At 70.0% G+C, this 26,937-nt stretch carries 29 protein-coding genes; 18 read left to right on the forward strand and 11 right to left on the reverse strand.

All coding sequences use genetic code 11. The features are described 5' to 3' along the window. Nucleotides 1-417 precede the first annotated feature (417 nt). Nucleotides 418-1,545: a class I SAM-dependent methyltransferase gene (locus Q0937_RS12465; protein ID WP_299304070.1), complete on the reverse strand. Its 1,128-nt coding sequence runs from the start codon at nucleotides 1,543-1,545 to the stop codon at nucleotides 418-420. Nucleotides 1,546-1,761: 216 nt separating this feature from the next. Continuing rightward, nucleotides 1,762-2,292, reverse strand: a complete 531-nt coding sequence (locus Q0937_RS12470; RefSeq protein ID WP_299304071.1) for a MarR family winged helix-turn-helix transcriptional regulator — start codon at nucleotides 2,290-2,292, stop codon at nucleotides 1,762-1,764. A gap of 55 nt (nucleotides 2,293-2,347) precedes the next feature. On the opposite strand from Q0937_RS12470, the gene idi reads away from it, so the two are divergent. The 13 genes from idi (at nucleotide 2,348) to Q0937_RS12535 (ending at nucleotide 13,968) form a co-directional block, all read left to right on the forward strand. Beyond that, complete coding sequence (gene idi, locus Q0937_RS12475) at nucleotides 2,348-2,941, forward strand: isopentenyl-diphosphate Delta-isomerase (RefSeq protein ID WP_299304072.1); 594 nt, start codon at nucleotides 2,348-2,350, stop codon at nucleotides 2,939-2,941. After that, on the forward strand, nucleotides 2,938-4,119 hold the full coding sequence (locus Q0937_RS12480; RefSeq protein ID WP_299304073.1) for a polyprenyl synthetase family protein: 1,182 nt from the start codon (nucleotides 2,938-2,940) through the stop codon (nucleotides 4,117-4,119). Before idi ends, Q0937_RS12480 begins: the two co-directional genes overlap by 4 nt. Then, the gene (locus tag Q0937_RS12485; RefSeq protein WP_299304074.1) at nucleotides 4,116-5,672 is read left to right on the forward strand and encodes an SDR family oxidoreductase; all 1,557 of its coding nucleotides are present in this window, start codon (nucleotides 4,116-4,118) and stop codon (nucleotides 5,670-5,672) included. The genes Q0937_RS12480 and Q0937_RS12485 overlap by 4 nt, the downstream gene beginning before the upstream one ends. Next, nucleotides 5,669-6,469, forward strand: a complete 801-nt coding sequence (locus Q0937_RS12490; RefSeq protein ID WP_299304075.1) for a tryptophan-rich sensory protein — start codon at nucleotides 5,669-5,671, stop codon at nucleotides 6,467-6,469. Before Q0937_RS12485 ends, Q0937_RS12490 begins: the two co-directional genes overlap by 4 nt. Beyond that, on the forward strand, nucleotides 6,466-7,332 hold the full coding sequence (locus Q0937_RS12495) for a squalene/phytoene synthase family protein (RefSeq protein ID WP_299304076.1): 867 nt from the start codon (nucleotides 6,466-6,468) through the stop codon (nucleotides 7,330-7,332). Before Q0937_RS12490 ends, Q0937_RS12495 begins: the two co-directional genes overlap by 4 nt. Next, a complete protein-coding gene (gene crtI, locus Q0937_RS12500; protein WP_299304077.1) occupies nucleotides 7,329-8,966 on the forward strand; it encodes a phytoene desaturase family protein in 1,638 nt (545 codons plus the stop codon). Before Q0937_RS12495 ends, crtI begins: the two co-directional genes overlap by 4 nt. Then, on the forward strand, nucleotides 8,963-9,370 hold the full coding sequence (locus Q0937_RS12505; protein ID WP_299304079.1) for a lycopene cyclase domain-containing protein: 408 nt from the start codon (nucleotides 8,963-8,965) through the stop codon (nucleotides 9,368-9,370). The genes crtI and Q0937_RS12505 overlap by 4 nt, the downstream gene beginning before the upstream one ends. Then, complete coding sequence (locus Q0937_RS12510; protein ID WP_299304081.1) at nucleotides 9,367-9,675, forward strand: lycopene cyclase domain-containing protein; 309 nt, start codon at nucleotides 9,367-9,369, stop codon at nucleotides 9,673-9,675. Before Q0937_RS12505 ends, Q0937_RS12510 begins: the two co-directional genes overlap by 4 nt. Further along, entirely contained in the window at nucleotides 9,672-10,556 is an 885-nt protein-coding gene (locus Q0937_RS12515) for a prenyltransferase (RefSeq protein WP_299304083.1), read from the forward strand. The genes Q0937_RS12510 and Q0937_RS12515 overlap by 4 nt, the downstream gene beginning before the upstream one ends. A gap of 80 nt (nucleotides 10,557-10,636) precedes the next feature. Further along, nucleotides 10,637-11,398 (forward strand): SDR family NAD(P)-dependent oxidoreductase, encoded by a 762-nt coding sequence (locus Q0937_RS12520; RefSeq protein ID WP_299304085.1) that lies wholly within the window; start codon nucleotides 10,637-10,639, stop codon nucleotides 11,396-11,398. Nucleotides 11,399-11,518: 120 nt separating this feature from the next. Then, nucleotides 11,519-11,971, forward strand: coding sequence for a carbohydrate ABC transporter permease (locus Q0937_RS12525; protein ID WP_299304087.1), 453 nt, complete (start codon nucleotides 11,519-11,521; stop codon nucleotides 11,969-11,971). Nucleotides 11,972-12,045: 74 nt separating this feature from the next. Then, the gene (locus Q0937_RS12530; RefSeq protein WP_299304088.1) at nucleotides 12,046-12,780 is read left to right on the forward strand and encodes a sugar phosphate isomerase/epimerase; all 735 of its coding nucleotides are present in this window, start codon (nucleotides 12,046-12,048) and stop codon (nucleotides 12,778-12,780) included. 51 nt (nucleotides 12,781-12,831) lie between these two features. Beyond that, nucleotides 12,832-13,968, forward strand: coding sequence for a Gfo/Idh/MocA family protein (locus Q0937_RS12535; protein WP_299304090.1), 1,137 nt, complete (start codon nucleotides 12,832-12,834; stop codon nucleotides 13,966-13,968). Between the two features lie 292 nt (nucleotides 13,969-14,260). Here Q0937_RS12535 and Q0937_RS12540 read toward each other — a convergent pair whose 3' ends face one another. The 9 genes from Q0937_RS12540 to Q0937_RS12580 all read right to left on the reverse strand — a co-directional run bounded on the left by Q0937_RS12540 (nucleotide 14,261) and on the right by Q0937_RS12580 (nucleotide 22,522). Further along, entirely contained in the window at nucleotides 14,261-15,487 is a 1,227-nt protein-coding gene (locus Q0937_RS12540) for a NupC/NupG family nucleoside CNT transporter (protein ID WP_299304092.1), read from the reverse strand. A 229-nt stretch (nucleotides 15,488-15,716) separates the two neighbouring features. Beyond that, nucleotides 15,717-16,625 (reverse strand): urease accessory protein UreD, encoded by a 909-nt coding sequence (locus Q0937_RS12545; protein ID WP_299304094.1) that lies wholly within the window; start codon nucleotides 16,623-16,625, stop codon nucleotides 15,717-15,719. Further along, complete coding sequence (gene ureG / locus Q0937_RS12550; protein WP_299304096.1) at nucleotides 16,622-17,239, reverse strand: urease accessory protein UreG; 618 nt, start codon at nucleotides 17,237-17,239, stop codon at nucleotides 16,622-16,624. The genes Q0937_RS12545 and ureG overlap by 4 nt, the downstream gene beginning before the upstream one ends. A 100-nt stretch (nucleotides 17,240-17,339) precedes the next feature. Then, complete coding sequence (locus Q0937_RS12555) at nucleotides 17,340-18,059, reverse strand: urease accessory protein UreF (protein ID WP_299304098.1); 720 nt, start codon at nucleotides 18,057-18,059, stop codon at nucleotides 17,340-17,342. Then, nucleotides 18,040-18,516 (reverse strand): urease accessory protein UreE, encoded by a 477-nt coding sequence (gene ureE / locus Q0937_RS12560; protein WP_299304100.1) that lies wholly within the window; start codon nucleotides 18,514-18,516, stop codon nucleotides 18,040-18,042. Before ureE ends, Q0937_RS12555 begins: the two co-directional genes overlap by 20 nt. 56 nt (nucleotides 18,517-18,572) lie before the next feature. Further along, nucleotides 18,573-20,285 (reverse strand): urease subunit alpha, encoded by a 1,713-nt coding sequence (gene ureC / locus Q0937_RS12565; protein ID WP_299304101.1) that lies wholly within the window; start codon nucleotides 20,283-20,285, stop codon nucleotides 18,573-18,575. Nucleotides 20,286-20,388: 103 nt separating this feature from the next. Beyond that, the gene (locus Q0937_RS12570; RefSeq protein WP_363323234.1) at nucleotides 20,389-20,856 is read right to left on the reverse strand and encodes an urease subunit beta; all 468 of its coding nucleotides are present in this window, start codon (nucleotides 20,854-20,856) and stop codon (nucleotides 20,389-20,391) included. Then, on the reverse strand, nucleotides 20,789-21,091 hold the full coding sequence (locus tag Q0937_RS12575) for an urease subunit gamma (protein ID WP_299304105.1): 303 nt from the start codon (nucleotides 21,089-21,091) through the stop codon (nucleotides 20,789-20,791). The genes Q0937_RS12570 and Q0937_RS12575 overlap by 68 nt, the downstream gene beginning before the upstream one ends. Nucleotides 21,092-21,319: 228 nt before the next feature. Beyond that, complete coding sequence (locus Q0937_RS12580) at nucleotides 21,320-22,522, reverse strand: DMT family transporter (protein ID WP_299304107.1); 1,203 nt, start codon at nucleotides 22,520-22,522, stop codon at nucleotides 21,320-21,322. Between the two features lie 350 nt (nucleotides 22,523-22,872). On the opposite strand from Q0937_RS12580, the gene Q0937_RS12585 reads away from it, so the two are divergent. The 5 genes from Q0937_RS12585 to Q0937_RS12605 all read left to right on the forward strand — a co-directional run bounded on the left by Q0937_RS12585 (nucleotide 22,873) and on the right by Q0937_RS12605 (nucleotide 26,936). Further along, nucleotides 22,873-23,262: a helix-turn-helix transcriptional regulator gene (locus tag Q0937_RS12585; protein ID WP_299304131.1), complete on the forward strand. Its 390-nt coding sequence runs from the start codon at nucleotides 22,873-22,875 to the stop codon at nucleotides 23,260-23,262. A 65-nt stretch (nucleotides 23,263-23,327) separates the two neighbouring features. Continuing rightward, nucleotides 23,328-24,539, forward strand: a complete 1,212-nt coding sequence (locus Q0937_RS12590) for an iron ABC transporter permease (protein WP_299304133.1) — start codon at nucleotides 23,328-23,330, stop codon at nucleotides 24,537-24,539. 30 nt (nucleotides 24,540-24,569) lie between these two features. Then, nucleotides 24,570-25,619: an ABC transporter substrate-binding protein gene (locus Q0937_RS12595; protein ID WP_299304135.1), complete on the forward strand. Its 1,050-nt coding sequence runs from the start codon at nucleotides 24,570-24,572 to the stop codon at nucleotides 25,617-25,619. Beyond that, a complete protein-coding gene (locus Q0937_RS12600; RefSeq protein WP_299304137.1) occupies nucleotides 25,619-26,509 on the forward strand; it encodes an ABC transporter ATP-binding protein in 891 nt (296 codons plus the stop codon). The genes Q0937_RS12595 and Q0937_RS12600 overlap by 1 nt, the downstream gene beginning before the upstream one ends. Before the next feature lie 79 nt (nucleotides 26,510-26,588). After that, nucleotides 26,589-26,936: a PadR family transcriptional regulator gene (locus Q0937_RS12605; protein WP_299304139.1), complete on the forward strand. Its 348-nt coding sequence runs from the start codon at nucleotides 26,589-26,591 to the stop codon at nucleotides 26,934-26,936. Nucleotide 26,937: the final 1 nt, after the last annotated feature.

Here is a 26,937-nt window from a genome sequence, read left to right on the forward strand (position 1 = left end):
TCCGTATTATAATTGCCATTCAAATAAATGGCATCAACAAACAGACACGCTATTGAGATATCAAGCAACACGCGCACTCCGGAGACCCGAACCTTTCAGCTCTTCGCTCCGAGGCAACTCCGCTAACTTACAACTTCCAGTTCTCCGAGTCAAATCGCTGCGGTGTGATCCGCGCCGCGATCTCCTCTCGGAAGACCCTCCGTGCCAGGTCAGTGCGGGAATCTTGGTCTGGCACGCTGGCCGTTCCTTGTTCCCGTTGTCCGGGGCACGAGGAAGAACATTACGGGCCCGGCGCACCCCCGTCAAGCCAGAACGACCATTTCCGAAGTGGCCTCGACCACACCTGCTTTCTGCGCATCTGTCCAGGTCAGATCTTGGCTACTCAGCAGTAGGTGCTTCTGGCCGATCGGGGCCTGCTCAGTCGACCACCGGGCGCAGGCGCCACAGGGTGGTGACCTCCTGAGAGCGGGCGGCGTGCAGCAGGTCGTCAGGGTCTTGCGCCCGGGGGTGCCGCGGCGAGGTGGAGACCGTGCCGATGACCTCCAGGCCGGCCCCGTCGATCAGCCCCGTCAACTCGCTGCGGCTGCGGAGCTTCAGATGCTCGGCGAGATCCGAGAGGATCAGCCACCCCTCCCCGCCCGGGCGCAGGTGAGCGCTGAGACCGTCGAGCACTCCTCGGAGCATGCTCGAGTCCTCGTCATAGATCCCCAGTTCGAGGGCGGAGGTCGCCGTCCCGGGCAACCAGGGCGGATTGCAGACCACCAGATCCGCCTGTCCGGGCGGGAAGAGGTTCGCCTCGAGCACATCGACGCGGTCCTCGAGACCCAGCCGCCGGATGTTCTCCCGGGCGCTGTCGACTGCGCGGGGGTTGATATCGGTGGCCACCACCCGGGACGCGCCGCGTCGGGCGAGCACTGCGGCCAGCACGCCGGTGCCGGTCCCGAGATCGAAGACCTCCGCTCCCCCGTCGACCTCGGGCATGGGGGCCTGCGCGACGAGGTCCACGTACTCCGAGCGCACCGGGGAGAACACGCTGTGCCGGGGATGGATGTGCGCCTCGAGCGCCGAGATCGGGACGCCCTTCTCCTGCCACTGGTGGGCGCTGAGCACCCCGAGCAGCTCCGAGAGCGAGACGAGCATCGGCTCGGTCAGCTCGCCATACGCCTGCTGGCAGGCCGTGGCGACGTCCGGGGCACGGCGCAGGGCGAGCCGGTGGCCCGGTTCGAGCAGCACCACCACGCCGCCCAGCAGCCGAGCGCGCTCAGCCCGTTCCGCCCGATGGGCCTGGAACAGCCGGGCGATGTCGAGGTTCTTGGGCAGCACGCGCCGATCCGCACGGCGTCCGATGGCCGTGAGCAGCTGACGGGCGTTGTGGTAGTCGCCGCGCCAGAGCAGCGCGACCCCCGCGCGGATCCTGCGCAGCGCGGCATTCGCGGTGAGGGCGTCGTCCACGGCCTCGAGGCGCTCCGGCGGGGGCGCCCCGTTCTCGGAATGCCATCGTGCGGTGTGCGGTGTGCCGTGCTCGGTCCAGCTGATCGTGGACATCGGATGCTCCCAGGACGTCGCCATTGCGAGGAGCCGGCATCACGCCTGGGTCGGAGCACGGGGTGGGTCCTCGCGACGAGCCCCTCTCGTCGGGCCCCCAGTATTCCACCTGGGGGGTTCCCGGTGCACGATCCCGCCGGAGCCATGCGCCGCCTCGGGACTCGAGCTCTCAGGCGCCACGAGCCCGCACCCTCAGGCCCCGCGGGGCTCGCGCGCTCAGGGCTCGCTGGGTGTGAGCTCCGGCGGTGCCGCTTCGGTCTCGAACTGCTCCGCCATCGCGCGCAGGAAATCGATCGCGGCCGCGCGAGCCGGGGCGGGCACCTGCTGCGCGATCTCGAGCATCCGCTCGTGCATGCGAGCCATGCGCTCGCGCACCTGGGAGTGCGCGTGATCCGTGGCGATCACGATTCGCGAGCGACCGTCCCGTGGGTGCGGCACCCGGAGCAGGTGGCCCGAGGCGGTCAGCCGGTCCAGCAGCTTGGAGGTGGATGCGCCGGAGATGCGCAGGTGCTGGGCCAGGCGCAGGGGCGTCACCGGGTCCTCCGAGCGTTCATGGGCGATCACGAAGCGGAGGGCTGCGAGATCGGTGGTGTTCATGTCCATGCCCTCGCTCATCCGGCGGCGCAGATCCTCGTCCGCTACGCGGAAGGTGCGCAGGGCGCGCAGGAGGGTGACGGCGGAGTCGTCGCCGCCGTACCAGTAGCGGCTGCTCCGCCCCTGATCAGGGATTCGTGGCGTGTCGGTCATGGGTGGATGTTACAGTTCATTTAGATAGCCTGGCTAACTAGAGATTGGAGTCATCGTGAGCGCACGGCAGATCCCCCGCTCCGGGAGCACCGAGTCCGGAACCACCGAAGCGGACCACGTGATCCTCATGGAGGAGGACGGCACCCCCCGAGGGCTGGCTCCCCGCGCCACGATCCATACCACGTCGACCCCTCTCCACCTGGCCTTCTCCTGCTACGTGGTGCGCGCGGACGGGAAGGTCCTGCTCACTCGGCGCGCCTTGACCAAGCGCACCTGGCCAGGGGTGTGGACGAACTCCTTCTGCGGCCACCCGCGCCAGGGCGAGACCTTCCCCGACGCGATCTCACGACATGCCGCTCACGAGCTGGGCATGGAGGTGCATGCCCCCGAGGAGGCGCTGCCGGACTTCCGCTACCGGGCCGTGGACGCCTCAGGAGTCGTCGAGAACGAGATCTGCCCGGTCTTCGTCACCGTTGCCCTGAGCGAGCCTGTGCCTCATGATGAAGAGGTGATGGATCTGCGCTGGGTCTCGCCTGCGGAGCTCGCCGCCCTGGTGGAGCTGGCACCCTGGACCCTCAGCCCCTGGACGACCTCGCAGGTCCCGCAGCTGCGCGAGGTCCTGGATCGCATCCCCGCGAGCACCTCATGAGCACGGTGCACCACCGGGCCGTCGAGCAGGAGATCCAGCGCCAGCTCCGCCTCGGAGCGACCAGGCCCGGCACTCTGCCGCTGCCCGACCACGACGACCTGTGGGCAGCCTTCTCCCGTGCCACGGGCGGCGGCAAGCGATTCCGGCCGAACCTGCTGCTGGCCACCCACAAGGCGCTCGGCGGAACCCGCGGGCCCGCTGCGGTCCAGGCCGCCGCCGCCCTCGAGCTGATGCACACCGCCTTCGTGGTCCAGGACGACGTGATCGATGGCGACCAGGTGCGCCGCGGGGCACCCAGCCTTCCAGGCGGGATCGCGGCCGACGCCCGACGGCGAGGAGCTGGTGCGAGCGAGGCGCAGCGGCTCGGGGAGGCGGCCGGCATCCTCGCGGGCGATCTGGGGCTGGTGGCGGCCCTGCGCGCCATCGTCCGGTGCGAGGCCCCTGCTCCCGTGGTCGAGCGCCTGCTCGACCTCTTCGAGAGCACCCTGCACGCCACGGCCGCCGGTGAGCTCGCCGACGTGCGTCTCCAGCTGGGCCCGGCAGATGGTCCCGTGGTGCTCCGCGAAGCGCTCGCGGTGGCCGAGCTGAAGACCGCCCTGTACTCCTTCCAGCTGCCGCTGCGCGCCGGCGCGATCCTGGCCGATGCCTCCCCCGAGGTGCTCAGCGCCCTCGACGAGATCGGCAGCCTGCTCGGCATCGGCTTCCAGCTGTTCGACGACCTGCTGGGCATGTTCGGCGACGAACGGCGCACCGGCAAGAGCGCGCTCGGCGACCTGCGCGAGGGCAAGCGCACCGCCCTGATCGCCCACGCCTCGACCACGGAGGTCTGGCCCGCGCTGCAGCCGCTGCTGGGTCGCGAGGATCTCGGCGAGGATGAGGCACGGCGCGCCCGGTCCCTGCTGACCGCCGGCGGCTCCCGCGCCTGGGTCGAGGATCTCGCCCGCTGGCACGTGAGCAGCGCCGCCGAGGCGGCCGTGCGTCACGACCTGCCGCCCGGGCTCGTCACCTCGCTCGACCTCGCGACCGCGGAGATCCTCCGCGCCGCCGAGCTCACCCTTCCCGCGTCCGTCCCCGAGCCCGACCCGTCCCGGATGCCGGCCCGCGCGTCGGCCCGTCCTTCTGCCGACCCGTCGACCCCCGTTCCCCGCCCCCGGGCGGATGAGGAGCTCCTCGCATGAACACACCTGCTCCCCACGACGCCCCGCTGGCCCTGGTCACCGGGGCCAGCGGATACATCGGCGGCCGCCTGGTCCCCGCGCTGCTGGACGCCGGGCTGCGGGTCCGCGCGATGGCGCGGCACGCCGACCGGCTCGAGGACCGCCCCTGGCGGAACCGGGTCGAGGTGGTGGAGGCCGACGTCCAGGACCCGGCGAGCCTGGAGGCCGCGCTCGACGGGGTCGATGTCGCCTACTACCTGATCCACGCGATGGGCGGCGGGCGCAGCTTCGCCGACCGCGACCGGCAGGGCGCTCGTTCCTTCGCCGACGCCGCCGCGCGGGCCGGCGTGGGGCGCATCGTCTACCTCGGCGGCATCCATCCCGAGGGCGAGGAGCTTTCCGCACACATGGCCTCTCGCAAGGAGGTCGGGGACATCCTGCTCGCCGGTGCGGTCCCGGCCGTGGTGCTGCGAGCGGCGGTGATCCTCGGCTCCGGCAGCGCCTCCTTCGAGATCATGCGCCATCTCTCCGAGCGCCTGCCGGTCATGATCGCCCCGCAGTGGCTGCGCAATCGGATCCAGCCCATCGCCGTGCGCGATGTGCTCCACTATCTCGTCGGCGCGGCCCGGCTCGACGGCGCACCCAACCGCACCTTCGACGTCGGCGGGCCCGATGTGCTGACGTTCGCCGAGCTGCTCCAGGCCTACGCCCGAGCGGCCGGGCTCCCGCAGCGGCGGATCCTCACCGTGCCGGTGCTGACCCCGCGCCTGGCCAGCCACTGGATCGGCCTGGTCACGCCGGTGCCCACCGGCATCGCGCGCCCATTGGTCGAATCACTCATCCACGAATCGGTCGCCGCCGAGACGGATCTGCGCGCGCTGATCCCCGCCCCCGAGGGCGGCCTGACCAGCGTGGATCGTGCGATCGAGCTGGCCCTGGCCCGCGTCCGGGAGCTCGACGTCGCCACCGCCTGGCACTCGGCCACACCCGCCGGTGCTCCGTCCTCCCCGCTGCCCGAGGACCCCGAATGGTCCGGCGGCATCGTGCGCGGGGACGAGCGCCAGCGACCCGTCGACGCCTCCCCCGAGACCCTGTGGGCGGTGCTCGAGGGCATCGGCGGCCGACGGGGCTGGTACTCCTGGCGCCTGGGCTGGATCTCGCGCGGCCTGATGGACCGCCTCGTCGGCGGTCCCGGCCTGCGTCGCGGTCGCCGCCACCCCGACCGGCTCGCCGTGGGCGACGCCCTGGACTGGTGGCGGGTCGAACGCCTCGAACGGGGCCGACTGCTGCGCCTGCGCGCCGAGATGAGAGTGCCGGGACAGGCCTGGCTCGAGCTCGGCGTCCAGGAGAGGGAGGGCGGCGGCTCGATCCTGCACCAGCGTGCGATCTACCATCCACACGGACTGCTCGGAGACCTGTACTGGTGGGCCGTCTGGCCCTTCCACGGAATCGTGTTCGGCGGCATGCAGCGCAATATCGCCCGCGCCGCAGAGGCTGCGCCGCCCGCGCCGCGCCGCACGGCGGACGCAGACCCGCACACCGACACCGACACCGACACCGAGGACACTGCATGACCCGCCCCCAGCGCCCGCTCGCCCGTCAGCTCGCCGTGACCGTCAGCTTCCTGCTGGCGATGGTCGGCACCGCGATCGGCGTCGGCGCCTTCGGGGGCGACCCGATCGCCGAGGCCGCGGGCGGGCTGCTCGCCGCGGACTCCACCCACCTCGCGCCTGCCAGCTCCGCCTTCATGATCTGGTCCGTGATCTACGCGGGCCTGGGCGCCTACACCCTGTGGCAGTGGTGGGACCGGCGCGATGCGCGCGGCATCGCCCCCGGCGCGATCCTCTCGCTGCTGCTGAACGCGGCGTGGATCCTCACCGTCCAGGCCGGCTGGGTGGCGCTCAGCGTGGTCGTCATCGCGCTGCTGCTGGTGGTCCTCGCCGACCTCTTCCGTCGTATCGCGGCCACGCCGCCGGGCGGGCTGCCGGAGCGGATCGTCGTGGACGGCACCTTCGGCCTGTACCTCGGCTGGGTGAGCGTCGCGACCTGCGCAAACATTGCGGCGGCGCTCAAGGGCGCCGGATTCTTCGGATTCGGCGTCCCCTCGCTGCTGGCCATCGCGGTGCTCGCGGTGGTCGCCGTAATCGGGGTGGCGCTCACTCTCGCCGGCCGGCGCCCGGTCGCAGCACCGCTGGCGATGATCTGGGGCCTGGCATGGATCGCCGTCGGGCGGGCGACGGACGAGCCCCATGCCCCGGGCGTGGCGATCGCCGCCGCGGCGGTCGCGACCGTGATCGCACTCGCGGCCGCCGCGCAGTGGCTGCGCCCGCGGCGCGGAGCGTCCGCACCTGCCGGTCGGAGCGAGCGATGAGCCGGAACACCACGGCGGAGATGCCGATCAGCCGCTACGACCTGGTCGCCCAGCGCAGCGCCGGCTGCGTGATCGCCGGGTACTCCACCTCCTTCGGCTGGGCGACCCGGCTGCTGGACGAGCCGGTGCGCACCCACGTGCGCAGCATCTACGCGCTGGTCCGCATCGCCGACGAGACGGTCGACGACCCGGACCCCTCCTTCTCGGTCGCGGAGCGGTCCCGGCTGTTGGAGGACCTCGCCGCCGAGACCGCACGCGCGGTGGCCGGTGCCCGCTCCACCAACCTCGTGGTGCAGGCCTTCGCCCTCACGGCCCGGCGCTGCGGCATCGGCCCCGACCTCCTCGATCCCTTCTTCGCGTCCATGCGTGCGGATCTCGCGGTCTCCACGCACGACGAGGCGAGCCTCGCGGAGTACGTGCACGGCTCCGCCGAGGTGGTGGGACTGATGTGCCTGCGCGTGTTCCTGGGCGGGGACGAGGCCGCCTACGCGCGGCTCGCCCCGGCGGCGAGCGCTCTCGGCGCAGCCTTCCAGAAGGTGAACTTCCTGCGCGACCTCGCCGAGGACCACGATGAGCTGGGGCGCACCTACTTCCCCGGGCTGGAGATCGAGCAGTTCGGCGACGCCGAGCGGGACCACCTGCTCGACGACATCGACACCGACCTCGCACATGCCGCCACCGCCATCCCCCATCTGCCCGCCTCGAGCCGTCGCGCGGTGGCCGCCGCCCACGGCTTCTACAGCGCTCTCTCACGCCGGCTGCGCGCCACCCCGGCGCAGCAGATCCGACGCGCCCGGGTGCGGGTCACCGACTACGAGAAGGCGGCGATCCTCGCCCGCACCCTGCTCGGGGTGCGCCGATGAGCGCCGGCGCCGCATCCGGGACGCGCCGGACCGCCGTGGTGATCGGCGGCGGCATCTCCGGCCTCGCCACCGCTGCCCTGCTCGCCCGCGATGGCTTCTCGGTGGATCTGGTGGAAGCTCGTGAGCAGCTCGGCGGCCGCGCCGGCAGCTGGGAGCGGGACGGATTCCGCTTCGACACCGGCCCCTCCTGGTATCTGATGCCCGAGGTCTTCGACCACTTCTTCCGCCTGCTGGGGACCTCCGCCGCCGAGCAGCTCGACCTGCAGGGGCTGGATCCCGGCTACCGGGTGTTCTTCGAGGGGCATGAGGATCCGCTGGACATCCGCGCCTCCGCCGCGCGCAACGCCGATGCCTTCGAGGAGATCGAACCGGGTGCGGGCCTGCAGCTGGCGAAGTATCTCGACTCGGCCGCCCGCACCTACGACGTGGCCCTCGAACGCTTCCTCTACAGCTCGTTCACCTCGCTGCGACCCTTCCTCTCCGCGCGGGTCGCGCTGCAGGCGCCGCGACTGCTGCAGCTGCTCGCCGAGCCGCTCGAGCGCTTCGTCGCGCGCAGGTTCCGAGACCCGCGGCTGCGTCAGGTGCTCGGCTACCCGGCGGTGTTCCTGGGCTCCTCCCCGGACCGCACCCCGAGCATGTACCACCTGATGAGCGCCCTGGACCTCACCGGCGGGGTGATGTATCCGCAGGGCGGTTTCACCCATCTGATCGAAGCGATCACCGCTCTGGCCGTGCAGCAGGGCGTGCGCGTGCACACCTCGACCCGCGCCACCCGGATCCTCACCACCCCTGATGCCGCGCGGCCCGGCGGTCGGGGCCGGCCGCGGGCGAGCGGCGTCCAGGTGCAGGGGCCCGACGGGACCACCCGCGCGCTGCCCGCCGACGTGGTGGTCGCGACCGCCGACCTGCACCGGGTGGAGACCACCCTGCTGCCGCGGCACCTGCAGACCTTCCCCGACTCCTGGTGGCGGCGCCGCACCGCCGGGCCAGGGGCGGTGCTGGTGATGCTCGGGGTGGAGGGCGAGCTGCCGCAGCTGGCGCACCACTCCCTGCTGTTCACCCGCGACTGGCGCGAGAACTTCGGCGCCCTGCGCGAGGGGCGTGTGCCCTCCCCCGCCTCGACCTATGTGTGCCGCCCCTCGGCCACCGATCCGTCGGTCGCCCCTGCCGGGCACGAGAACCTCTTCGTGCTGGTGCCCGTTCCCGCTGATCCCGGGCTCGGGCGCGGCGGGCTGGATGGCGCCGGCAGCGCGGCGGTGGAGCGGGTGGCCGACGAGGCCATCACGATGCTCGCCGAGCAGGCCGGGATCCCGGATCTGGCCTCCCGGATCGTGGTGCGCCGCACCGTGGGCCCCGCCGAGTTCTCCGAGGATCTCGGCGCCTGGCAGGGCAGCATGCTCGGCCCCGCGCACACGCTGCGTCAGAGCGCCTTCTTCCGCGCCGGCAACGTCTCGCGGAAGGTCGGCTCGCTGCTCTACGCCGGCTCCAGCACGATCCCGGGCATCGGGCTGCCGATGTGCCTGATCAGCGCAGAGCTGGTCGCCAAGCGGCTGCGCGGCGACCGCTCCGCCTCCCCGTTGCCGGAGTCCGCGTCCGCGTCTGGTTCTGCGTCTGCTGAGGAAATCGTCGCATGACCTCATCGGTGTACCTGATCGGCCTGCTGATCCCGGCCGTCTGCATGGGGCTGCTGGACCGACGCTTCGGGCTGGCCCTCTGGCGCGCGCCGCGCCGCACCCTCCTGGTGCTCGCCCTGGGCATCGGATATTTCCTGCTGTGGGACCTCGCCGCGATCGCGGCCGGACACTACGGGATGGGACAGAGCACGCTGATGACCGGGATCATGCTCGCCCCCGAGCTGCCGCTCGAGGAGCTCGTGTTCGTCACCTTCCTGTGCTACTTCACCCTCGTCATGTGGGGACTCCTGGCGAGGCTGGGCAGCGGCCCCCGCGGCCCCCGCGGCCCCCGCGGCCCCCGCGACTCCGCCCGGCGCTCGGCCCCGTCGGCCCCGTCGGCCACGACCCTCGAGGAGGAGCGATGAGCTACGCGGCCCTCGCCGGCCTGTTCCTGATCGGCCCCGTGCTCACCACCGCCCTGGCGCTGATGCTCCGTCGTCCCAGCCGCCGCTGGTGGCTGCTCACGGGCGGGACCATCGCTGTGCTCCTGGTGATGACGGTGCTGTTCGATTCGCTGATGATCGCGGTCGATCTGTTCCGCTTCGAGGAGTCGCTGCTGCTGGGCTGGAGGATCGGGCTGGCCCCGGTGGAGGACCTCGCCTGGCCCCTCGCGGCCGGGCTGCTGCTGCCCTCGCTGTGGCTGCTGCTGACCCCGGAGCGCGAACGATGAGCGCCGTGGCCTCCGCGCCCGGTGCTGCGCGCCAGCTGCTGGCCTCCTCACGCCCTCTGAGCTGGGTCAACACCGCCTATCCCTTCGCGGCCGCGTACCTCCTGGCCGGCGGCGGTGTGGATCTCCCCCTGGTGGTCGGCACGTTGTTCTTCCTGGTGCCCTACAACCTGCTGATGTACGGCGTGAACGATGTGTTCGACCACGAGTCGGACCTCCGAAACCCCCGCAAGGGCGGGATCGAGGGCATCGTCCTGGACCGCCGCTGGCACGCGGTGACGCTCTGGTCGGCGGGGCTGCTCGCGCTGCCGTTCGTGGTGGCGCTGCTGTTGTGGGGCGGGCTGGCGTCTGCGGTGGTGCTGGTGATAGTGGTGGCGGCGGTGGTCGGCTATTCCGCGCCGGGGCTGCGGCTGAAGGAGCGGCCGGTGCTGGACTCGATCACCTCCTCCCTCCATTTCATGGGTCCTGCAGCGTTCGGACTGGCGCTGACCGGGGCACCGGTGGGACTGACCGCTGCGGCGAGCCTCGCAGCATTCTTCCTGTGGGGCATGGCCTCCCACGCCTTCGGCGCGGTCCAGGACGTCCAGCCCGATCGGGCCGCAGGCATCGGCTCGATCGCGACCGTGATCGGGGCGGCGGCGACGGTGCGGCTCTCGATCGGGCTGTACGCCGCAGCCGGGGTGACGATGCTGCTGGCCGGCTGGCCGGCCATGCTCGCGGGGCTGCTCGTGCTCCCCTATCTCCTCAGCACCTGGCCCTTCCGCTCGCTGCCGGACGAGCAGGCCGAGCAGGCGAACCGGGGCTGGCGCCGGTTCTTATGGTTGAACCTGGTCACCGGGTTCCTGCTCACCCAGCTGCTGATCGGGATCGCGCTCACCCGCTGACCGCGCCCGCACGAGCGCGACGATGCCCGATGATGGCACCGTGCCCCGGCCGGGGCGCCGCCGCGAGAACAGGAGCCGAGATGAGATGTGCACTGGTCACCGGAGCCTCCCGAGGGATCGGCCGGGCCACCGCGATCACTCTGAGCGAGCGCGGGGAACGAGTGGCCGTGCACTACGGCACGGATCGGGAGGCGGCGGAGGAGACCCTCGCGCTGCTCCACGGCACAGGCCACGCACTGGTGGGCGGGGATCTCTCCGATCCGGCGACCGCACAGCGGGTGGTCGAGGAGTCCGAGGGTGCGCTGGGGCAGATCGACATCCTGGTCAACAACGCCGGGATCGCCCCCGGCACGGGCACCGACCACCGCGTGGCGGAGATCGACTACGCCACCTGGCAGCAGCGCTTCACCCGGATGCTCGACGTCGATCTCACCGCGCCCGCGAACCTGTCCTACCTGGTCGCCCGCTCGCTGATCTCTCGCGAGGCACCCGGAGTGATCGTGAACGTCGGTTCCCGCGGCGCGTTCCGCGGCGAGAGGGACGCCCCCGGCTACGCCGCGGCGAAGGCCGGGCTGCACGCCCTGGGCCAGTCCCTTTCCCTCGCCCTCGCGCCGCACGGCATCGCCGTCGCGTCGGTCGCCCCGGGATTCATCGGCACCGAGCGCCAGCGACCGAAGCTCGAGGGCGATGGCGGGGACGCCCTGAGGGCGCAGAGCCCGTTCGGACGGGTGGGCACAGCCGAGGAGGTCGCCGCCGCGATCCTCTACCTCACCTCCCCTGCCGCGCAGTGGGCCTCCGGCACGATCCTCGATCTCAACGGCGCCTCGCACCTGCGCACCTGAGCCATCAGTCATCACCGGCATCCGGCATCCGGCATCCGGCCTCCGGTGATCGGACCAGGGGCGCGGCCGGAGCTCGACACTCCTGCCGCCCTCCCCGGCCGCGCAGACCTGGGATCTATCATGTGCGACGCGACGTTCGGGATTCCGCTGGTGGGCACCCGCATCGGGCTGATCATCACCTACCTGACGTTCTCGCTGCCCTTCGCGATCTGGATGCTGGTGGGCTACTTCGACGGCATCCCGCGGGAGCTCGACCAGGCCGGGAAGATGGACGGCGCCAGCAACCTCACGATCCTGCTGCGCATCATCCTGCCCGCGGCCCGTCCCGGGATCGTGGCCGTGGCGATCTACGCCTTCATGACCGCGTGGGGCGAGGTGCTGTTCGCCTCCGTGCTGACCACGGAGGACACGCGCACCCTGGCGGTGGGCCTGCGGCAATACGCCACCCAGACCAACGTCTACTGGAACCAGGTCCTCGCCGCCTCGCTCGCGGTATCGATCCCGGTGGTCGTCGGCTTCCTCATGATGCAGAAGAACTTCGTCGCAGGCCTGACCGCCGGCGCCGTGAAGTGACCCGGTGTGCGGCCCGTTCCGGCCCGCACCACCCACGACCCCTCCGACCCGCCTCGACCCCTCGAAGGAACCCCATGCAGATCTCCGTCCAGATGTACAGCGTGCGCGAGGCCCTCGCCGCCGATTTCCAGGGCACCGTCGCCCGCCTGGTCGAGCTCGGCCTCACCCACGCCGAGCCGTACCACCTGCTCGAATACCGCGACGAACTGGTGCAGGCCCGCGAGCACCACGCGATCGACTTCCCCAGCGCCCACCAGTCCTTCCTGGGTGACGTGGACTTCGCCGAGGTGCTCGAGGCCGCCCAGGCCGTCGGCGTGCAGTATCTGGTGGACCCGTTCTGGAACCCCGAGGACTGGACCGACGCGGGACGCGTGCGCGCCCTGGCGGCGACCTTGAACGAGCGGGCCGCGGCCGCCGCGGGCACCGGCATCCGCGTCGGCTATCACAACCACCACTTCGAGCTCGCCTCCCAGCTCGAGGGGCGCAGCGCCCTGGAGCTCTTCGCGAGCGAGCTGGACCCGCAGGTCGTCCTCGAGATCGACACCTACTGGGCGGCGGTGGGCGGGGCCGACGTCCCCACCCTGCTGGGCACCCTCGGCGAGCGCGTGCAGCTGGTGCACCTCAAGGATGGCGACCTCTCCGAGGATCCCGCCGCGCAGCTGCCGCTGGGCGAGGGGAAGATGCCGCTGGCCCAGACCCTGGACGCCTCCTCGCAGGTCGCCTACGGCGTGATCGAGTTCGACGACTACGCGGGAGACATGTTCGAGGGCATCGCGGCCTCGATCTCCCATCTGCGCTCCCACCTCTGACCTGACGCGCATCCCGAACCTCTGACCTCCACCATCATCAAGGGACCCACCATGACCTCTCAGCACGCCTCCGGCCCCGTCGGGATCGGCATCATCGGCGCCGGCACCATCTCGGCCGAGTACCTCACCCACCTCACCTCCTTCCCCGACGTCGCGGTGCACATCATCGGTGACCTCTTCCCCGAGGCCGCCGCCGCTCGCGCCGCGGAGTTCGGCGTGCCCGCCTCCGGCAGCGCCGAGGACGTGCTCGCCCATCCGGAGGTCGAGATCGTGGTGAACCTGACCATCCCCACCGCGCATGCGGCGGTCTCCCGGGCGATCGTCGCCGCCGGCAGGCACGTGTGGACCGAGAAGCCGATCACCACCGTCCCGGCCGACGCGAAGGCGCTGCTCGAGGCGGCCGGCGCAGCGGGCGTGCGCGTGGGCGGCGCCCCGGACACCGTGCTCGGCGCCGGGATCCAGACCGCGCTGCGCACCCTGCGCGATGGCGCGATCGGCGCACCGGCCAGCGCCCTGACCCTGTTCCAGTCCCCCGGGCCCGAGTCCTGGCACCCCAACCCCGCCTTCCTGTTCCAGGAGGGGGCTGGACCGCTCTACGACATCGCCCCGTACTACGCGACCACCCTGGTGCTCGCCCTGGGGCCGGTGGCTTCGGTCAGCGCCGTCGGCTCGAAGGCTCGCGAGCAGCGCACCATCGGCTCGGGCCCCAAGGCCGGCGAGGTCTTCGACGTCACCGTGCCCACGCAGGTCGCGGCGCTGCTGCGCTTCGAATCCGGGCAGAACGCCACCGTGCTGCTGAGCTTCGACTCCCCGCACTCGCGCACCGGTTTCGTCGAGGTCTACGGCACCGAGGCGACTCTCGCCTTCCCCGACCCCAACGTCTTCGACGGGGACTCGGCGCTCACCCAGTACCGCGGCCAGGAGTCCACGCCCGTGCCCGCCACCGGGGCGACCACCGGCCGCGGCCTGGGCGTGCTGGAGATGGCCCGTGCGATCCGGGCCGGCGTTCCCCACCGGGCGCAGGGCGAGATCGCGGCGCACGTGCTGGACATCATGGTGGGGATCGAGACCGCCATCACCGAGAGCACCATCGTGCAGATCGATTCGACCTTCACCGAGGTGGAGCCGATGCCCGCCGATTTCGATCCCTTCGCCGCGACACTGGCAGGGGTTCCCGCCACCGTCTGAGAGCCGGGCGGCGCTCCGCGTCGCGCGTCTGCACGCCACCTTGGCGCACCCGCCCCTCGAGGGCCGTCCCCACGCCGGGGCCGGCCCTCGAGGCGTTCCAGGCGGGGCTGCTCTCCGGCCCGGCGTCCGTCCGCAGCCGACGTCCCCCCGGTGGGCCGCGTCTCTGCCGGAACGCACTCCGCCCCCGCGCCCCTCTGCGGGTCCTCTCCAGCACCGACCTCGTGGCCGCTGGGACGTTCTGAGCCGCGCCGCTCCTCACAGGGGCCAACTGCCGGTTCTCACCGCTGAGCAGTCAGCCGATCAGCACCCCCGCTATCGCGGCGCTCATGAGGTTGGCGAGGGTGCCGGCGAGGATCGCCTTCAGGCCGAGCTGCGCGATCTCCGAGCGCCTGCTGGGCGCCAGTCCGCCGAGTCCGCCGAGCAGGATGCCCAGCGAGCTCAGGTTCGCGAAGCCCGTCAGCGCGAAGCTGGTGATCGCGGCGGTCTTGGGGCTGAAGGACTCGATCTGCGGGCCGAAGCCGGCGAAGGCCACGAACTCATTGACCACGACCTTCTGACCCACGAAGCTGCCCGAGGCCACCGCCTCATGCCACGGCACGCCGATCATCGCCATGATCGGGGCGAACACCCAGCCCAGGATCTGTTCGAAGGTGAGGTCACCCGCGCCGAACCAACCGCCGACCACGCCGATCAGCAGGTTGATCAGGGCGATGAGGGAGATGAAGGCCAGCAGCATGGCGCCCACGTTGAGGGCGAGCTTCAACCCGTCGGCCGCACCACCGGCGGCGGCGTCGATGACGTTGGTGTAGGACAGCTCGCCGTCCTCCTCACGCCCGGCGGCTTCGGCGTCGGGTCCGAGGTCGGCCTCGGCGCCGGGGTTGTCGGCGTCGGCGGTCGTCGTCGCGGCGGTCGTCGTGCCGGCGTCCGAGTTGCCTGCCGCACTGTCGTTCGCAGCGGTTCCGGCCCGCCCCTTCGAGGCGTGGCTGGTGGTGGCGACCATCGCCGCCTCGCGGGCGACGGCGTCAGGATCGTCCTCCGGGATGAGGATCTTGGCCATCAGCAGGGCACCCGGCGCCGCCATGAAGCTCGCCGCGATGAGGTACTCCAGCGGGGCACCGAGCAGCGAATAGCCCACCAGCACGGAGCCGGCGACGGTGGTCAGGCCGCCCACCATCACCGCGAACAGGCCGGATCGGGAGAGCTCCTTGAGGTAGGGGCGGATCACGAGCGGGGCCTCGGTCTGTCCCACGAAGATGTTCGCGGCGGCATTGACGGACTCGGCGTAGCCGGTGCCGAGCGCCTTCCCCAGCGCACCGCCGAGCCAGTGGACCACCTTCGGCAGGATCTTCCAGTGGTAGAGCACCGCGGTGAGCGATGCGAAGAAGACGATCACCGGCAGCACCTGGAGTGCGAAGATGCTGCCCTCCGCCTCCAGAGGCAGCAGACCTCCGAAGAGAAAGGCGATGCCTTCGCCGGAGGTGTCGATGACGGCCTGGAAGCCGGCGGAGACCTTCTCCAACGCCCACTGGCCCGGTAAACAGGGCGAGGTCGTGCGCCAGTCTAGGGGTGATGCACACGGAGGGGCCGATCACGTGGACGGACCTGACCGGGATCGACAGACCGCGATCCCCGGCTGCGGTGTCCCCATGGATCACCCCGGCACTTGCATGTGCCCGCGACCGCCGCAGCACTCCCGGACGACGCCCTGGTGGGCGAGGGACATGGAGCGCCAGTTGGAGCTCACCGGATCACTGCTTGCGCAGTTGCAGCGGGCCCTGCCCTCTCCAGCGGGCACGCAGCGCGTCCGCGACCCCGTGCAAGCAGGCGGTGATGTCGTCGGTGTGCGTACCGATCACCCGGACGGAGAGACCGGGCCCACCGGTGCAGGTGGCCGCGAAGCGCAGGGGCTGCGAGGCTGCTGCGGCCCGTTCCGCGAGGACCTGTCGGACCAGCGCGAGCACCTCGTCGTCGATACGGGCATCGATCGCGGTGAGCGTTCCCAGATGCGTCATGTCCTCCAGGAACAGCAGCGAATCCGCTTCGTGGGAATGCGACCCGGGCCGCACCAGCAGGTTGTCGAGCAGCACCGGTCGGCCGCCGACGCTGATCGCGGAGCGGAGGCGCACCTCGTCGTACTCGAACAGGCCCCGGTCAGGGGACCACCCGGGGGTGATGATCTCGGTGGAGAGGAACGTGGCGGTCGGATCCATCGAGACCCGCAGATGCTGGTGGTAGGTGGCGTCCCGGAACGGGATCACCTGGGATGGCAGGTACTCGAGCACCGCCCCCGCCCCCAGGGACACATTGACCTCCTGCAGGCAGTAGTCTCCCGGCGTCTTGTACACGGTCGTGGCCGACTGGTCGGTCAGCAGCAGCGAGGCGTCCTCGTCCAGATGGACGTCGATCCGGTAGTCGTCACCTCCGAAGTAGCCCCCTCCCGGATTGATCATCGTCAGGAACGCCTGTCCCGACCCATCGAGATAGTGGGGGCGGATCACCCGCAGGAAGCCGCTGTGCGACTGGCGACGCACGTACGACCTCGAATCCTGCACCGCGACGTCCAGACCGAGCTGACCGCGCAGGTCCCGCAGGTCCCACAGCCGCGGAGGCAGCGAGGCGGAATCGATCAGCTCGGCCGGGAGCGCGAGGGTGCTCATGAGACGGCGAGGTCCTGCATGAGCACGTCGCGGCGGATCCACTCCAGCACCGTGGGCAGCCCCTCATCGGTCTTGAGGTTCGTGAACACGAAGGGCTTCTCCCCGCGGAACTCCTCGGAATCGGCCTTCATGACGGACAGATCAGCACCCACGTAGGGGGCGAGATCCATCTTGTTGATGACGAAGAGGTCCGATTTGATCATCCCCTGACCGGCCTTGCGGGGGATCTTCTCGCCCTGGGCGACGTCGATGATGTAGATGGAGAAGTCGACCAGCTCCGGGCTGAACGTCGCGGAGAGGTTGTCGCCACCGGACTCGATGAACACGATGTCCAGATCAGGGAACCGCTGAGCGAGCCGCTCGTAGGCATCATCGTTCATCGACGTGTCCTCGCGGATGGCGGTGTGCGGGCAGCCACCGGTCTCCAGCCCGATGATCCGCTCGACCGGCAGTACGCCGTTGCGGGCGAGGATCTTCGCGTCCTCGATGGTGTAGATGTCGTTGGTGATCACGGCCATGGAGACCTCGCTGTCGAGCGCACGGGTGATGCGCTCGATGAGCTGGGTCTTGCCGGAGCCGACGGGGCCGCCGACGCCGATCTTGATGGGAGCCATGGTGAGGGTCCTCTCTGTGGTGACGATTGCTGTAGTGACGAGGGTGCGGTGGTGACGATGGTGCGGTCGGGGTGGTCCGGTGACATCGGGGGACGCGACGTCAGGACATGAACATGCGTGAGCGCTGCGTCTCGTGATGCATCTGGGCGAGCTCGAGCGCCGGCGGTGCCGCGCCCAGGTCGACGCGTTCCAGGTGCATCACCTCCTCGACGGTCTCCGAGATCACGGCGTGGGTACCGGCCAGGATCCGCTGACCGGCGTCCTGCCCGATCGGGATCCCGCGGATCGCGTTCTGGGTGATCGACGTGGTCAGCTGCATCAGGAAGGCACGCACCACGAGCTCGGGCGGGACGTCGAGATGACTCACGGCCAGGCCGAAGACGATCGCCGGTGAGCCGGCCAGTCGCCCCGCCTCGATGGCGGAGATGTATTCCGCTGCGGTCAGGGCGTCGGGGACCACGTGGCGCACGATCCTGCCCATCCGCTTTCCCATCGAGGTGTTCGCCGCGCGGATCTGCGCCGGGATCAGGGAGACGTGCATGAGCACATCGAGCTCCGCGACCTCCCCTGCCACGTCCTCCCCCGTACGGCTGCGCAGTTCGAGCTGCGCGGCGAGCCGGGCGGCCAGGCCCTCGTTGTGCGCGGTCTGGCGGACGTAGGAGTGCAGCCAGCGCTCGAAGCTGTCCGGGCCGTCGACGATGCCGCGCAGGAGGTAGTCCTCCAACCCGAAGGAATGACTGAAGCCGCCGGTGGGCAGGGCCGAGTCGGTCAGGTGCAGCAGAACGAGCTGCGCGCGGCCACTAATGGGTGTGTTCGGCATGACGGAAGGGGTGCGGCAGGACGCGGTCCTCACGGGAGTACAGGGCGGCCTGGTGCTCCAGGAAGTGTTCGACGGTGTGGTCGTACTGGACGACCATGACGGCCTGGCCGTACTCGCTGTCCGCGTCGAAGAACTGCGCCTGCAGGTGACGGTTGCCGAGCCCGTGGGCGATCACCCCCATCTCGTGGATCGAGGCGGGGCGGATGACGAGGACGTCGCTGGGCAGCACCTCGACGGTGATGACCTCATCGCCCTCCCGGTGGAGCACGTCGCCGTCACGCAGCTCACGCAGCTCCGTGGGCAGGCGAAGGCCGATCTCGCGGCCTGAGGCCGTGGTGACGCGCTGGACGCGCTTGACGAGCTCGAGGTTGCCGAGACGGACCGGGTCGATGGTCACAGCGGAGCGCTCGGAGTCAGGAAGCTCGGAGAGGTTCCCGAGGGTCTGGGTGATGAGCATGGTCCTCCTATCGGAGAGATGGTCGGGTCGGAGATGTGGTCGGAGCAGAGCAGGGATCAGAAGAGGAAGTAGCGCTGCGCCATGGGCAGCTCGTCGGCCGGCTCGGAGCGAACGACCTCCCCGTCGATGCGCACCTCGTAGGTCTGCGGATCGACCTCGATGGTCGGAGTGGCATCGTTCAGGCGCATATCGGCCTTGGAGATGTCCCGGTTCCCACGGGACTCCAGGCACCGACGTCGCAGCCCGAGCTTGCCGGGCACATCGTCCTCGAGAGCCACGGTGGGCAGGAACGTCACCGAGTTCTCGTTCACGTCGGAGCCCATGGCCCCGAAGCTGAGCCGGTGGGTGCGCGGCTGCGGCGTGGGGATCGAGCCGTTCGAATCGCCCATCGTCGACATCACGATGCGCCCGCTCTTGATGACCATCTCCGGCTTGACCCCGAAGAACTTCGGATCCCACACGACGATGTCCGCGAGTTTGCCCTCCTCGATCGAGCCCACTTCATGGGAGATCCCCTGAGCGACCGCGGGGTTGATCGTGTACTTGGCGATGTAGCGCTTGATGCGGTTGTTGTCGTCCAGCGCGGAGTCGCCCGGCAGCGGACCGCGCTGGGCTTTCATACGGTGGGCGACCTGCCAGGTGCGCAGGACGACCTCCCCCACGCGCCCCATCGCCTGCGAGTCCGAGGACGTGATCGAGAGCACGCCCATGTCATGCATGACGTCCTCCGCCCCGATCGTCTCGGGGCGGATCCTCGATTCCGCGAAGGCGACGTCCTCGGGCAGTCGGGGATCGAGGTGATGGCAGACCATGAGCATGTCGAGGTGCTCGTCGATCGTGTTGGTCGTGAACGGGAGCGTCGGGTTGGTCGAGGCGGGCAGCACGTTGGGCAGCCCGGCGATCTTGAGGATGTCGGGGGCGTGACCGCCGCCGGCGCCTTCGGTGTGGAAGGTGTGGATGACCCGGCCGGCGATCGCCTTGATGGTGCTGTCGACGAAGCCGGACTCGTTCAGGGTGTCGGTGTGGATCGCGACCTGCACGTCGTAGGTGTCGGCCACCTGAAGGGCACGATCGATCGATCCCGGAGTCGATGCCCAGTCCTCGTGGATCTTCAGACCCGCCGCACCGGCCCGGATCTGCTCGCCGATGGCCTCGAGGTTGTGGCCGTGGCCCTTGCCGAGCAGGCCGATGTTGATCGGGAGATTCTCGGTGGCCTGCAGCATCTTCTGGATGTTCCAGGGTCCGGGAGTCACCGTGGTCGCACCGGTCGCATCGGTGGGCCCGGTCCCGCCCCCGAAGAGGGTGGTGGTGCCGTTGCCCAATGCCGTCTCGACCTGATCGGGTGAGATGAAGTGGATGTGGGTGTCCACGGCGCCGGCAGTGATGATCTTGTGGGCGCCGTTGATCACCTCGGTCGCGACACCGATAGGGATGTCGACATCGTCCTGGATGTCGGGGTTGCCGGCGTTGCCGATCTTCATGATCCGTCCGTCGCGCACAGCGACATCGGCGGTGAAGATCCCGGTGTGGTCGATCACGAGGGCGTTGGCGATCACGAGGTCAGGGACCCCCTGGTCGCGGGTGAGCCGACCGTTATGGCCCATCCCGTCCCGGATCACCTTGCCACCGCCGAAGTTCACCTCCTCGCCGTATTTGGTCCGATCGTCCTCGACGCGGGCGATCAGATCGGTGTCCGCCAGGCGCACACCGTCCCCGGTGGTGGGACCGTAGATCTCCGCATACTGCCGACGAGTCATCTCGAAGGACATGGGGCACTTCTCCTCACAGGTGTCTGGATGGACCACAGGGGTCCGGGGTCGCGGCCGCGCGGCCGCGGGCTGGCCTCGTCACCGACGGCGGCGAGGGCCCCTGTCAGCGATCGAGCTTGCCGTTGACCTTGTCGTTCAGTCCGTAGACCTCACGGGTGCCGCCGAGATCGATCAGGGGGACGGTGTGCTTGTCACCGGGCTCGAACCGCACCGCCGTGCCGGCAGGGATGTCGAGTCGCTTGCCATAGGCGGCATCCCGGTCGAATTCGAGGCCCTCGTTGACCTCGAAGAAGTGGAAGTGCGAGCCGATCTGCACGGGACGGTCGCCGGTGTTGGTGACATCCACGGAGATGGCCTCGCGGCCTGCATTGCAGAGGATCTTGTGCCGGTCGCCCAGCGTGATCGAGTCGTCGTCCGCGATCAGGTATTCCCCGGGGGTGACGGCGACATCGGTGGAGTGGCGGCGGTCATGTGCACGAACCATGGTGGTGTGCCTTCCTTGGTCAGCGGATCGGGTCGTGGACGGTGACGAGCTTGGTCCCGTCGGGGAAGGTGGCCTCGACCTGGACATCCGTCACCATGTCGGCGACACCGTCCATGACGTCGGACCGCGCGAGGATGGTGGCTCCCCAGTCCATGAGGTCGGAGACGGTACGACCGTCCCGGGCCCCTTCCAGGAGCTCGGCCGTGATCAGGGCGACGGCCTCAGGGTGGTTGAGCTTCAGGCCCCGATCGCGGCGTCGGCGCGCCAGATCGGCGACCACCACGATCAAGAGCTTTTCCTGTTCACGTGCAGTGAGGCGCATGATTCTCCTAAGAACGAGGGGGGTACTGGTTTTTCTTCTCCGGACGAAGTGAAATATACCTGGAGGAACCCGGGCGCTGTTTCCAGCGGTTTCCTGTGGAATGGCCCGAAGAATCCTCGATGGTGCGAATGCTCCGCTGGCCCGGCTACTTCCGGCACGGGACGCCCGCTGTCGGGCGACCTGCCGCCCGTGCACGCTCCGAGGAGGAGGCACTTGCGGCAGCGGCCATCATCGGGAAGCGGGCGGCGACTCCGAGGTCTCGTCGGCGGGTTCGTCAGGGGTGTTCTCCCCCAGCAGCCGCAGGGGATCGTCCTGGGTCTGGTCGTAGATGTCGGTGCCGGGCGGAACATCCTTCTTGTCCGAGGCGGATCTGCCGAGCATCGCGTGGAACAGTCCGTTCTGGTACGCGACCGCACCGAGCACGGCGACCACACCGATCACCTGCAGGGTCGACGGGATCTCGCTGAAGAGGATCGCGGCGATGAAGATCGTGGAGACCGGGGAGAGCAGCAGCAGGCCGGCCGAGAGGGTCGGGTTCATGTTCACCGAGCCGATCTGGACGAAGGTCCAGGCGATGAACTGTCCCAGCACCGCCAGCATGATCATCCACAGCCAGTTCATGCCGTCGATCGGCGCCCCACCGGTGGGGTCGAAAGCGCCATCCGGCGCGGTGGGCAGCACGCCCTCCGCATTCAGCATGCCCTGCGTGAAGTTGAAGCCCTCTCCACGGAAGATCATGTAGGCGATCGGAGGGAAACCCTGGAAGAGGGAGACGATCGCGATCGGCTGCAGGTAACGACCGGGGTTCACCCGGGTCGACTTGCGCGAGGTGTAGAGGTAGGTGCCGTAGCAAACTCCCGAGAGCGCCCCCAGCAGGGTGCCGAGGATCGCGATCGGGATGCCGGCGATCGCGGCAGGGCCCACGGCCTCCCCGACAGGGTCGAACACGCCACCGACCATGGCGATGCCGACTGCCATGACGGGCAGCACGAACCAGTAGTTGCGCGGGATCCGCTCACGGTCGATGAAGAACGCCAGCAGCGGCAGGATGATCACCTGAAGGTTCAACAGCACGGAGGCGATGCCGGCGCCCACGTAGAAGATCGAGTAGTTCCAGGCGGTGAAGTCGACGCCCAGGATCAGGCCCGCGATCGCGGCCCAGATGATGCCGTTCTTGTTGAGGGTCCCCTTCTTCCTGATCTCGACGATGGCGAAAGGTACGAGGAAGAACAGCGCCAGCCAGCAGCGCAGGACCACGGAGGTCGCGGGCTCGAAGTTGGACGCCTTGACCCAGATGCCGGAGAAGGCGAGGCAGAGGGTTCCCAGCAGGAGGATGGTCACGGCCTTGCCGTGGCCAACATGATGCGCGGGCTGTCGAGTCGGCGACAGCTCCGAAGTTTTCGCCATGTCGGTGGGGATCCAATCGTTCATCAGAGGGAGGGCCGGCACGGCGCGAGCCGAGAGAAGACAGCCCGTCGCACAGGGGGAGTGCGCAGGTGTGAAGAAGTGCGCGAGAGGTGCGCGGTGGCGTCTGGGTTCTCTGGTTTTTCTCGGAATTCTTCGGAGAACTTCACGACAGGATTCACCGTAGCCCGGCCTTTTTCGCCGCTCCGGGACGTTGGTCACTTTTCCGAGAGCGGATTTCCCGCCCTCTCTAAAACCACTCGAACAAAAAGTCCGCCGCTAGAAAATCCGTGCGCGAAAATCCGTGCGCAGAAAATCCGCCCGCCTGCGAGGCGCCTCTCCCCGCCTGCGGAACCCGCCCGCGTACCCTCTTCTCCATGGACACCTCCGGCTCCCTGCACATGCCGCGGCCCGCGACGGAGGTCCGTGACGAGGAGCTGGTCGACGAGCTGAGCACACTGCTCGAGCAGGCCAAGGGCTTCGACCAGCTCGCGGAGAGGATGGCGCTGCTGTCGGATACGCGCCGACTGCGGATCCTGTTCTGCATCCACGCCCACCCTGGGATACGCAGCTCGGACATCGCCCGCGCCACCAGGGCCCACGACTCGACCACCTCTCATGCCCTCGCACTGCTGCGCGAAGCCGGCTGGGTGCGCGCCGTGCGCACCGGCCGCGAGGTGCGCTACGAGCTGGCCGACGATTTCATCCACGACCTGCTGCACGACATGGGCTCCGATCACCTGCCCGGCGTCCGCCATCCGCACTAGCACCCGCCTGGCAATCCCTGGCATATCGAGCAGTCCCGCTCCACATCACTTGTATGGTCGTGCAAATGACTGCGGATCGATGTTCCCTGGGAGCAGAGCCTGCCGCGCCGGGAGCAGCCTCCCCCGGCCCAGGCTCCGCCGCCTCCCGCCGCGTCGAGGGGCGTGACCTCGCCGCCCCCAGCCGGCCGGGCCCCCCTGCATCCTCCGCACCCGCGCCCGCACCCGATGCGCTGGGAGTGCGTGCACGTGGCCGCCGCTCCGCCGTCGCCCTCGCGGTGCTCGTGGTGGTCACGGCGCTCAGCGTGGTGATCTGCCTGGGCATCGGCCCGGTCCAGATCTCGCCGGGAGTCACCGCGCGGGTGATCGCCCAGCATCTCGGTCTGCCGATGACGGTCTCGTGGGAGGCCGCGACGGATTCCATCGTCTGGGCCGTGCGCCTGCCGCGGGTGCTGATGGGGGCGGCCGTCGGCGCCTGCCTCGCGATCAGCGGCGCCGCGCTGCAGGCCATGGTGCGCAACATGCTCGCCGACCCCTACATCCTCGGGGTCTCGGGCGGCGCCTCCACCGGTGCCGCGGCCGCGATCCTCTTCGGGGTCGGCGCGGCATTCGGGGAGTACGCGCAGTCGCTGCTGGCCTTCGTGGGCGCGCTCTCGGCGGCGCTGCTGGTGTTCCTCATCGCCCGCACCGGCGGGCGGGTCACCTCGCTGCGGCTGCTGCTGTCCGGCGTCGCGGTGGGTTACGCACTCACGGCGGTGACGAACCTGCTGATCTTCTCCTCGGACTCCGCGGAGGGGTCGCGCTCGGTGATGTTCTGGATGTTGGGCTCCTTGTCGCTGGCCCGCTGGAACGCCTTCCTGCTGATAGCGATTCTCGCTGCCGCGCTGGGTGTCGTGGTGATGATCCTCGGGGCGCGGGTGCTGGATGCGCTGAGCGCCGGGGACGAGATCGCCCACGGGCTGGGCATCTCCCCGGACCGCGCCCGGATCGTCTTCCTGCTGGTGGTCTCGCTGTGCACGGCGGCCGCCGTCGCCGGCGCCGGGGCGATAGGCTTCGTGGGTCTCGTGATCCCGCACCTGGCACGCCGCCTGGTCGGGGCCCGACACCGCGTGCTCATCCCCGCGAGCGCCCTGCTGGGCTCACTGTTCCTGCTCTGGGCGGACGCCTTCGCCCGCGTGGTGATGCAGCCGCGCGAGCTGCCGATCGGCGTGCTCACCGCCGCCATCGGCGCCCCCTTCCTGCTCCTCCTGGTCCGTCGCCTCTACGCCCGTCAGGGCTGAGCACGCCACCGCTCCTCCGGAAGGTTCCCCATGACTCAGCACCTCGCTCGTCGGCCCGCAGCCGGCCCCCTGAGCCGCCGCACCGCCCTGGCAGGGATCGTCGGGCTCGTCGGCCTCACCGCCACGGCCTGCGGCTCCGAGGCCGGCGGTGGGGCGGCCCCGGACGGTGACGCCGCCGGTACCGCGGGCGGATTCCCGCTCGAGCTCGCCAACTGCGAGGCCACGCTCACCTTCGACACCCCGCCGGAGCGGATCGTGCTGCTGGAGTCCGCGCCGGTGACCACGCTGGACGGGATCGGGGTGCTGGACCGAGTCGTCGCCCGCGCGGGGGCCTTCCCGCTCGGGTACTTCGACGATGATCTGAGCGCCCGCCTCGAGGCGATCCCGGCGCTGTCCGAGGACATCGACGCCTCCGGTCACCTGCTGATCTCGCAGGAGGTCGTGATCGCCCAGGAGCCGGACATCGTCTTCGGACTGCCGGACGGCGTCACCCGGGAGGCGCTGGCCGATGCGGGTGCGGAGGTCATGGTCCAGGACATCTTCTGCAGCACCGGCGGGGAGCGCGCGAGCTTCGAGACGCTGTACTCCTCGATCAGCACCTCCGGGCAGATCTTCGACCGGGTCACGGAGGCGGAGTCCCTGGCGACCTCGCTGCAGGAACGGGTGGCCACCGTCTCCGAGTCCGCGCAGGGGCTCGGCACGACGACCGCTGCGGTGCTGTACCCCTCCGCCGGCGGCGGGCCGCTGTACACCTACGGCGCCGGCAGCATGGTCACCGCGCAGCTGGATGCCCTGGGCATCGAGAACGTCTTCGCGGACTCCCCGGAGCGCGTGTTCGAGATCAGCGCCGAACCGCTGCTCGCTGCGGACCCGGACGTGCTGATCGTGCTCTACCAGGGTGAGGGCGATGGCAGCGACCTCACCGCGGAGATGGTCAGCGAGGACCAGCTCTCGGGCCTGCGCGCGGTCCAGGAACAGGCGGCGCTGCCGCTGCTGTTCAACTTCGCCGAGCCCGCGTCCCCGCTCGTGGTGGACGGGCTGGAGAGGATCCACGAGTGGCTGCTCGAGCTCGAGGGCTGATGCTCCGACACCAGACCGGGTCCGACGCCGAGACCCGTGAGGAAACCGGTGAGGAGACCCGCGCCGGAACCATCGCCGGCTCCAGCGCCGCGGCCGGGCCCAGGGTGCTCCTGAGGGCCCGCGGGCTCCACCATGCCTTCGGCGCCACCCAGGTGCTCCGCGGGGTGGATCTCTCGGTGGCAGCCGGGGAGGTCCTCGGGCTCGTCGGCCCCAACGGCAGCGGGAAGACCACCGCCCTGCGGATCCTGCATCGCGCCCTCGTGCCGGACGTCGGCCAGGTGCTGCTCGACGGCCGCGCGCTGAGCACCTACTCGGGCCGCGAGCGGGCACGACGGATCGCGGTGATGGCGCAGGACATCTCCGGTGAGGTACCGCTGACGGTCGCGGATGTGGTGCTGCTGGGCCGCATCCCCCATTCCAGCACCTTCGGCTCGACGTCCGACGCGGACCTGCAGATCGCCTCTCGGGCGCTTGAGGACTCCGGCGCCCTGCATCTCGCGCAGCGCGAGTTCGGACAGCTCTCCGGCGGGGAGAAGCAGCGGGTGCTGATCGCCCGGGCGCTCGCCCAGCAGCCCAGCCTGCTGCTCATGGACGAGCCGACCAACCATCTCGACATCGGTTCGCAGCACCACGTGCTGCAGATCGTCCGCTCGAAGGGACTGGCGACCATCGTGGTCCTGCACGACCTGAACCTCGCCGCCCGCTACTGCGATCGGGTGCTGGTGCTGGCCGATGGGCTCGTGCAGGCGGAGGGCCCTCCGCGGGAGGCACTGCCCGCATCCCTGGTCAGCGCCACCTACGGGGTCGCTGCCGAACGCGCCACGGCCGACGACGGCACCCCCCAGTTCCTGTTCCGCGGCCGCGGGCCATCTCCCGAGGGCACCGCCTAGACAGCACCACCCGGACAGCACCACCGAGACAGCGCAGTCCCCTGGACAATGGTGTGTCACGCACACTATGGTGTGGGGCATGAGCGAGTCCTTCGATCCCCACCTGCAGGAGCTTCGGCGCGGCACCGTCGTACTGGCGTGCCTGCGGCTGCTGCGCACCCCCGGGTACGGATACAGCCTGCTCGAGCAGCTCGAGTCACGCGGCTTCACGACGGATGCCAACACGCTCTATCCCCTGTTGCGGCGTCTCGAGAAGCAGGGATTCCTGACCAGCGAGTGGAACACCGAGGATTCCAGACCCCGGAAGTTCTACGTCACCTCGGCCGACGGCTCCAGCCTGGCCGAGACCCTCAGCCAGGACTGGGTCAATCTCTCCCGGTCCATCGCCTCCCTCACCGACGACCTGGGAACGCCCGAGGAGAACTGAC

It is taken from the genome of uncultured Brachybacterium sp. (genome assembly GCF_947500705.1).
Taxonomy (GTDB): Bacteria; Actinomycetota; Actinomycetes; order Actinomycetales; family Dermabacteraceae; genus Brachybacterium.

What these genes read in the sequence shown, in the direction of transcription:
- Q0937_RS12465 (WP_299304070.1), bottom strand. Translation starts at nt 1,545, where the DNA reads ATGTCCACGATCAGCTGGACCGAGCACGGCACACCGCACACCGCACGA.
- Q0937_RS12470 (WP_299304071.1), bottom strand. Translation starts at nt 2,292, where the DNA reads ATGACCGACACGCCACGAATCCCTGATCAGGGGCGGAGCAGCCGCTAC.
- Q0937_RS12480 (WP_299304073.1), top strand. Translation starts at nt 2,938, where the DNA reads ATGAGCACGGTGCACCACCGGGCCGTCGAGCAGGAGATCCAGCGCCAG.
- Q0937_RS12485 (WP_299304074.1), top strand. Translation starts at nt 4,116, where the DNA reads ATGAACACACCTGCTCCCCACGACGCCCCGCTGGCCCTGGTCACCGGG.
- Q0937_RS12490 (WP_299304075.1), top strand. Translation starts at nt 5,669, where the DNA reads ATGACCCGCCCCCAGCGCCCGCTCGCCCGTCAGCTCGCCGTGACCGTC.
- Q0937_RS12495 (WP_299304076.1), top strand. Translation starts at nt 6,466, where the DNA reads ATGAGCCGGAACACCACGGCGGAGATGCCGATCAGCCGCTACGACCTG.
- crtI (WP_299304077.1), top strand. Translation starts at nt 7,329, where the DNA reads ATGAGCGCCGGCGCCGCATCCGGGACGCGCCGGACCGCCGTGGTGATC.
- Q0937_RS12505 (WP_299304079.1), top strand. Translation starts at nt 8,963, where the DNA reads ATGACCTCATCGGTGTACCTGATCGGCCTGCTGATCCCGGCCGTCTGC.
- Q0937_RS12510 (WP_299304081.1), top strand. Translation starts at nt 9,367, where the DNA reads ATGAGCTACGCGGCCCTCGCCGGCCTGTTCCTGATCGGCCCCGTGCTC.
- Q0937_RS12515 (WP_299304083.1), top strand. Translation starts at nt 9,672, where the DNA reads ATGAGCGCCGTGGCCTCCGCGCCCGGTGCTGCGCGCCAGCTGCTGGCC.
- Q0937_RS12520 (WP_299304085.1), top strand. Translation starts at nt 10,637, where the DNA reads ATGAGATGTGCACTGGTCACCGGAGCCTCCCGAGGGATCGGCCGGGCC.
- Q0937_RS12525 (WP_299304087.1), top strand. Translation starts at nt 11,519, where the DNA reads ATGTGCGACGCGACGTTCGGGATTCCGCTGGTGGGCACCCGCATCGGG.
- Q0937_RS12530 (WP_299304088.1), top strand. Translation starts at nt 12,046, where the DNA reads ATGCAGATCTCCGTCCAGATGTACAGCGTGCGCGAGGCCCTCGCCGCC.
- Q0937_RS12535 (WP_299304090.1), top strand. Translation starts at nt 12,832, where the DNA reads ATGACCTCTCAGCACGCCTCCGGCCCCGTCGGGATCGGCATCATCGGC.
- Q0937_RS12545 (WP_299304094.1), bottom strand. Translation starts at nt 16,625, where the DNA reads ATGAGCACCCTCGCGCTCCCGGCCGAGCTGATCGATTCCGCCTCGCTG.
- ureG (WP_299304096.1), bottom strand. Translation starts at nt 17,239, where the DNA reads ATGGCTCCCATCAAGATCGGCGTCGGCGGCCCCGTCGGCTCCGGCAAG.
- Q0937_RS12555 (WP_299304098.1), bottom strand. Translation starts at nt 18,059, where the DNA reads ATGCCGAACACACCCATTAGTGGCCGCGCGCAGCTCGTTCTGCTGCAC.
- ureE (WP_299304100.1), bottom strand. Translation starts at nt 18,516, where the DNA reads ATGCTCATCACCCAGACCCTCGGGAACCTCTCCGAGCTTCCTGACTCC.
- ureC (WP_299304101.1), bottom strand. Translation starts at nt 20,285, where the DNA reads ATGTCCTTCGAGATGACTCGTCGGCAGTATGCGGAGATCTACGGTCCC.
- Q0937_RS12570 (WP_363323234.1), bottom strand. Translation starts at nt 20,856, where the DNA reads ATGTCCAGGTCGAGGCCACCTTCCCCGACGGGACCAAGCTCGTCACCG.
- Q0937_RS12575 (WP_299304105.1), bottom strand. Translation starts at nt 21,091, where the DNA reads ATGCGCCTCACTGCACGTGAACAGGAAAAGCTCTTGATCGTGGTGGTC.
- Q0937_RS12580 (WP_299304107.1), bottom strand. Translation starts at nt 22,522, where the DNA reads ATGAACGATTGGATCCCCACCGACATGGCGAAAACTTCGGAGCTGTCG.
- Q0937_RS12585 (WP_299304131.1), top strand. Translation starts at nt 22,873, where the DNA reads ATGGACACCTCCGGCTCCCTGCACATGCCGCGGCCCGCGACGGAGGTC.
- Q0937_RS12590 (WP_299304133.1), top strand. Translation starts at nt 23,328, where the DNA reads ATGACTGCGGATCGATGTTCCCTGGGAGCAGAGCCTGCCGCGCCGGGA.
- Q0937_RS12595 (WP_299304135.1), top strand. Translation starts at nt 24,570, where the DNA reads ATGACTCAGCACCTCGCTCGTCGGCCCGCAGCCGGCCCCCTGAGCCGC.
- Q0937_RS12600 (WP_299304137.1), top strand. Translation starts at nt 25,619, where the DNA reads ATGCTCCGACACCAGACCGGGTCCGACGCCGAGACCCGTGAGGAAACC.
- Q0937_RS12605 (WP_299304139.1), top strand. Translation starts at nt 26,589, where the DNA reads ATGAGCGAGTCCTTCGATCCCCACCTGCAGGAGCTTCGGCGCGGCACC.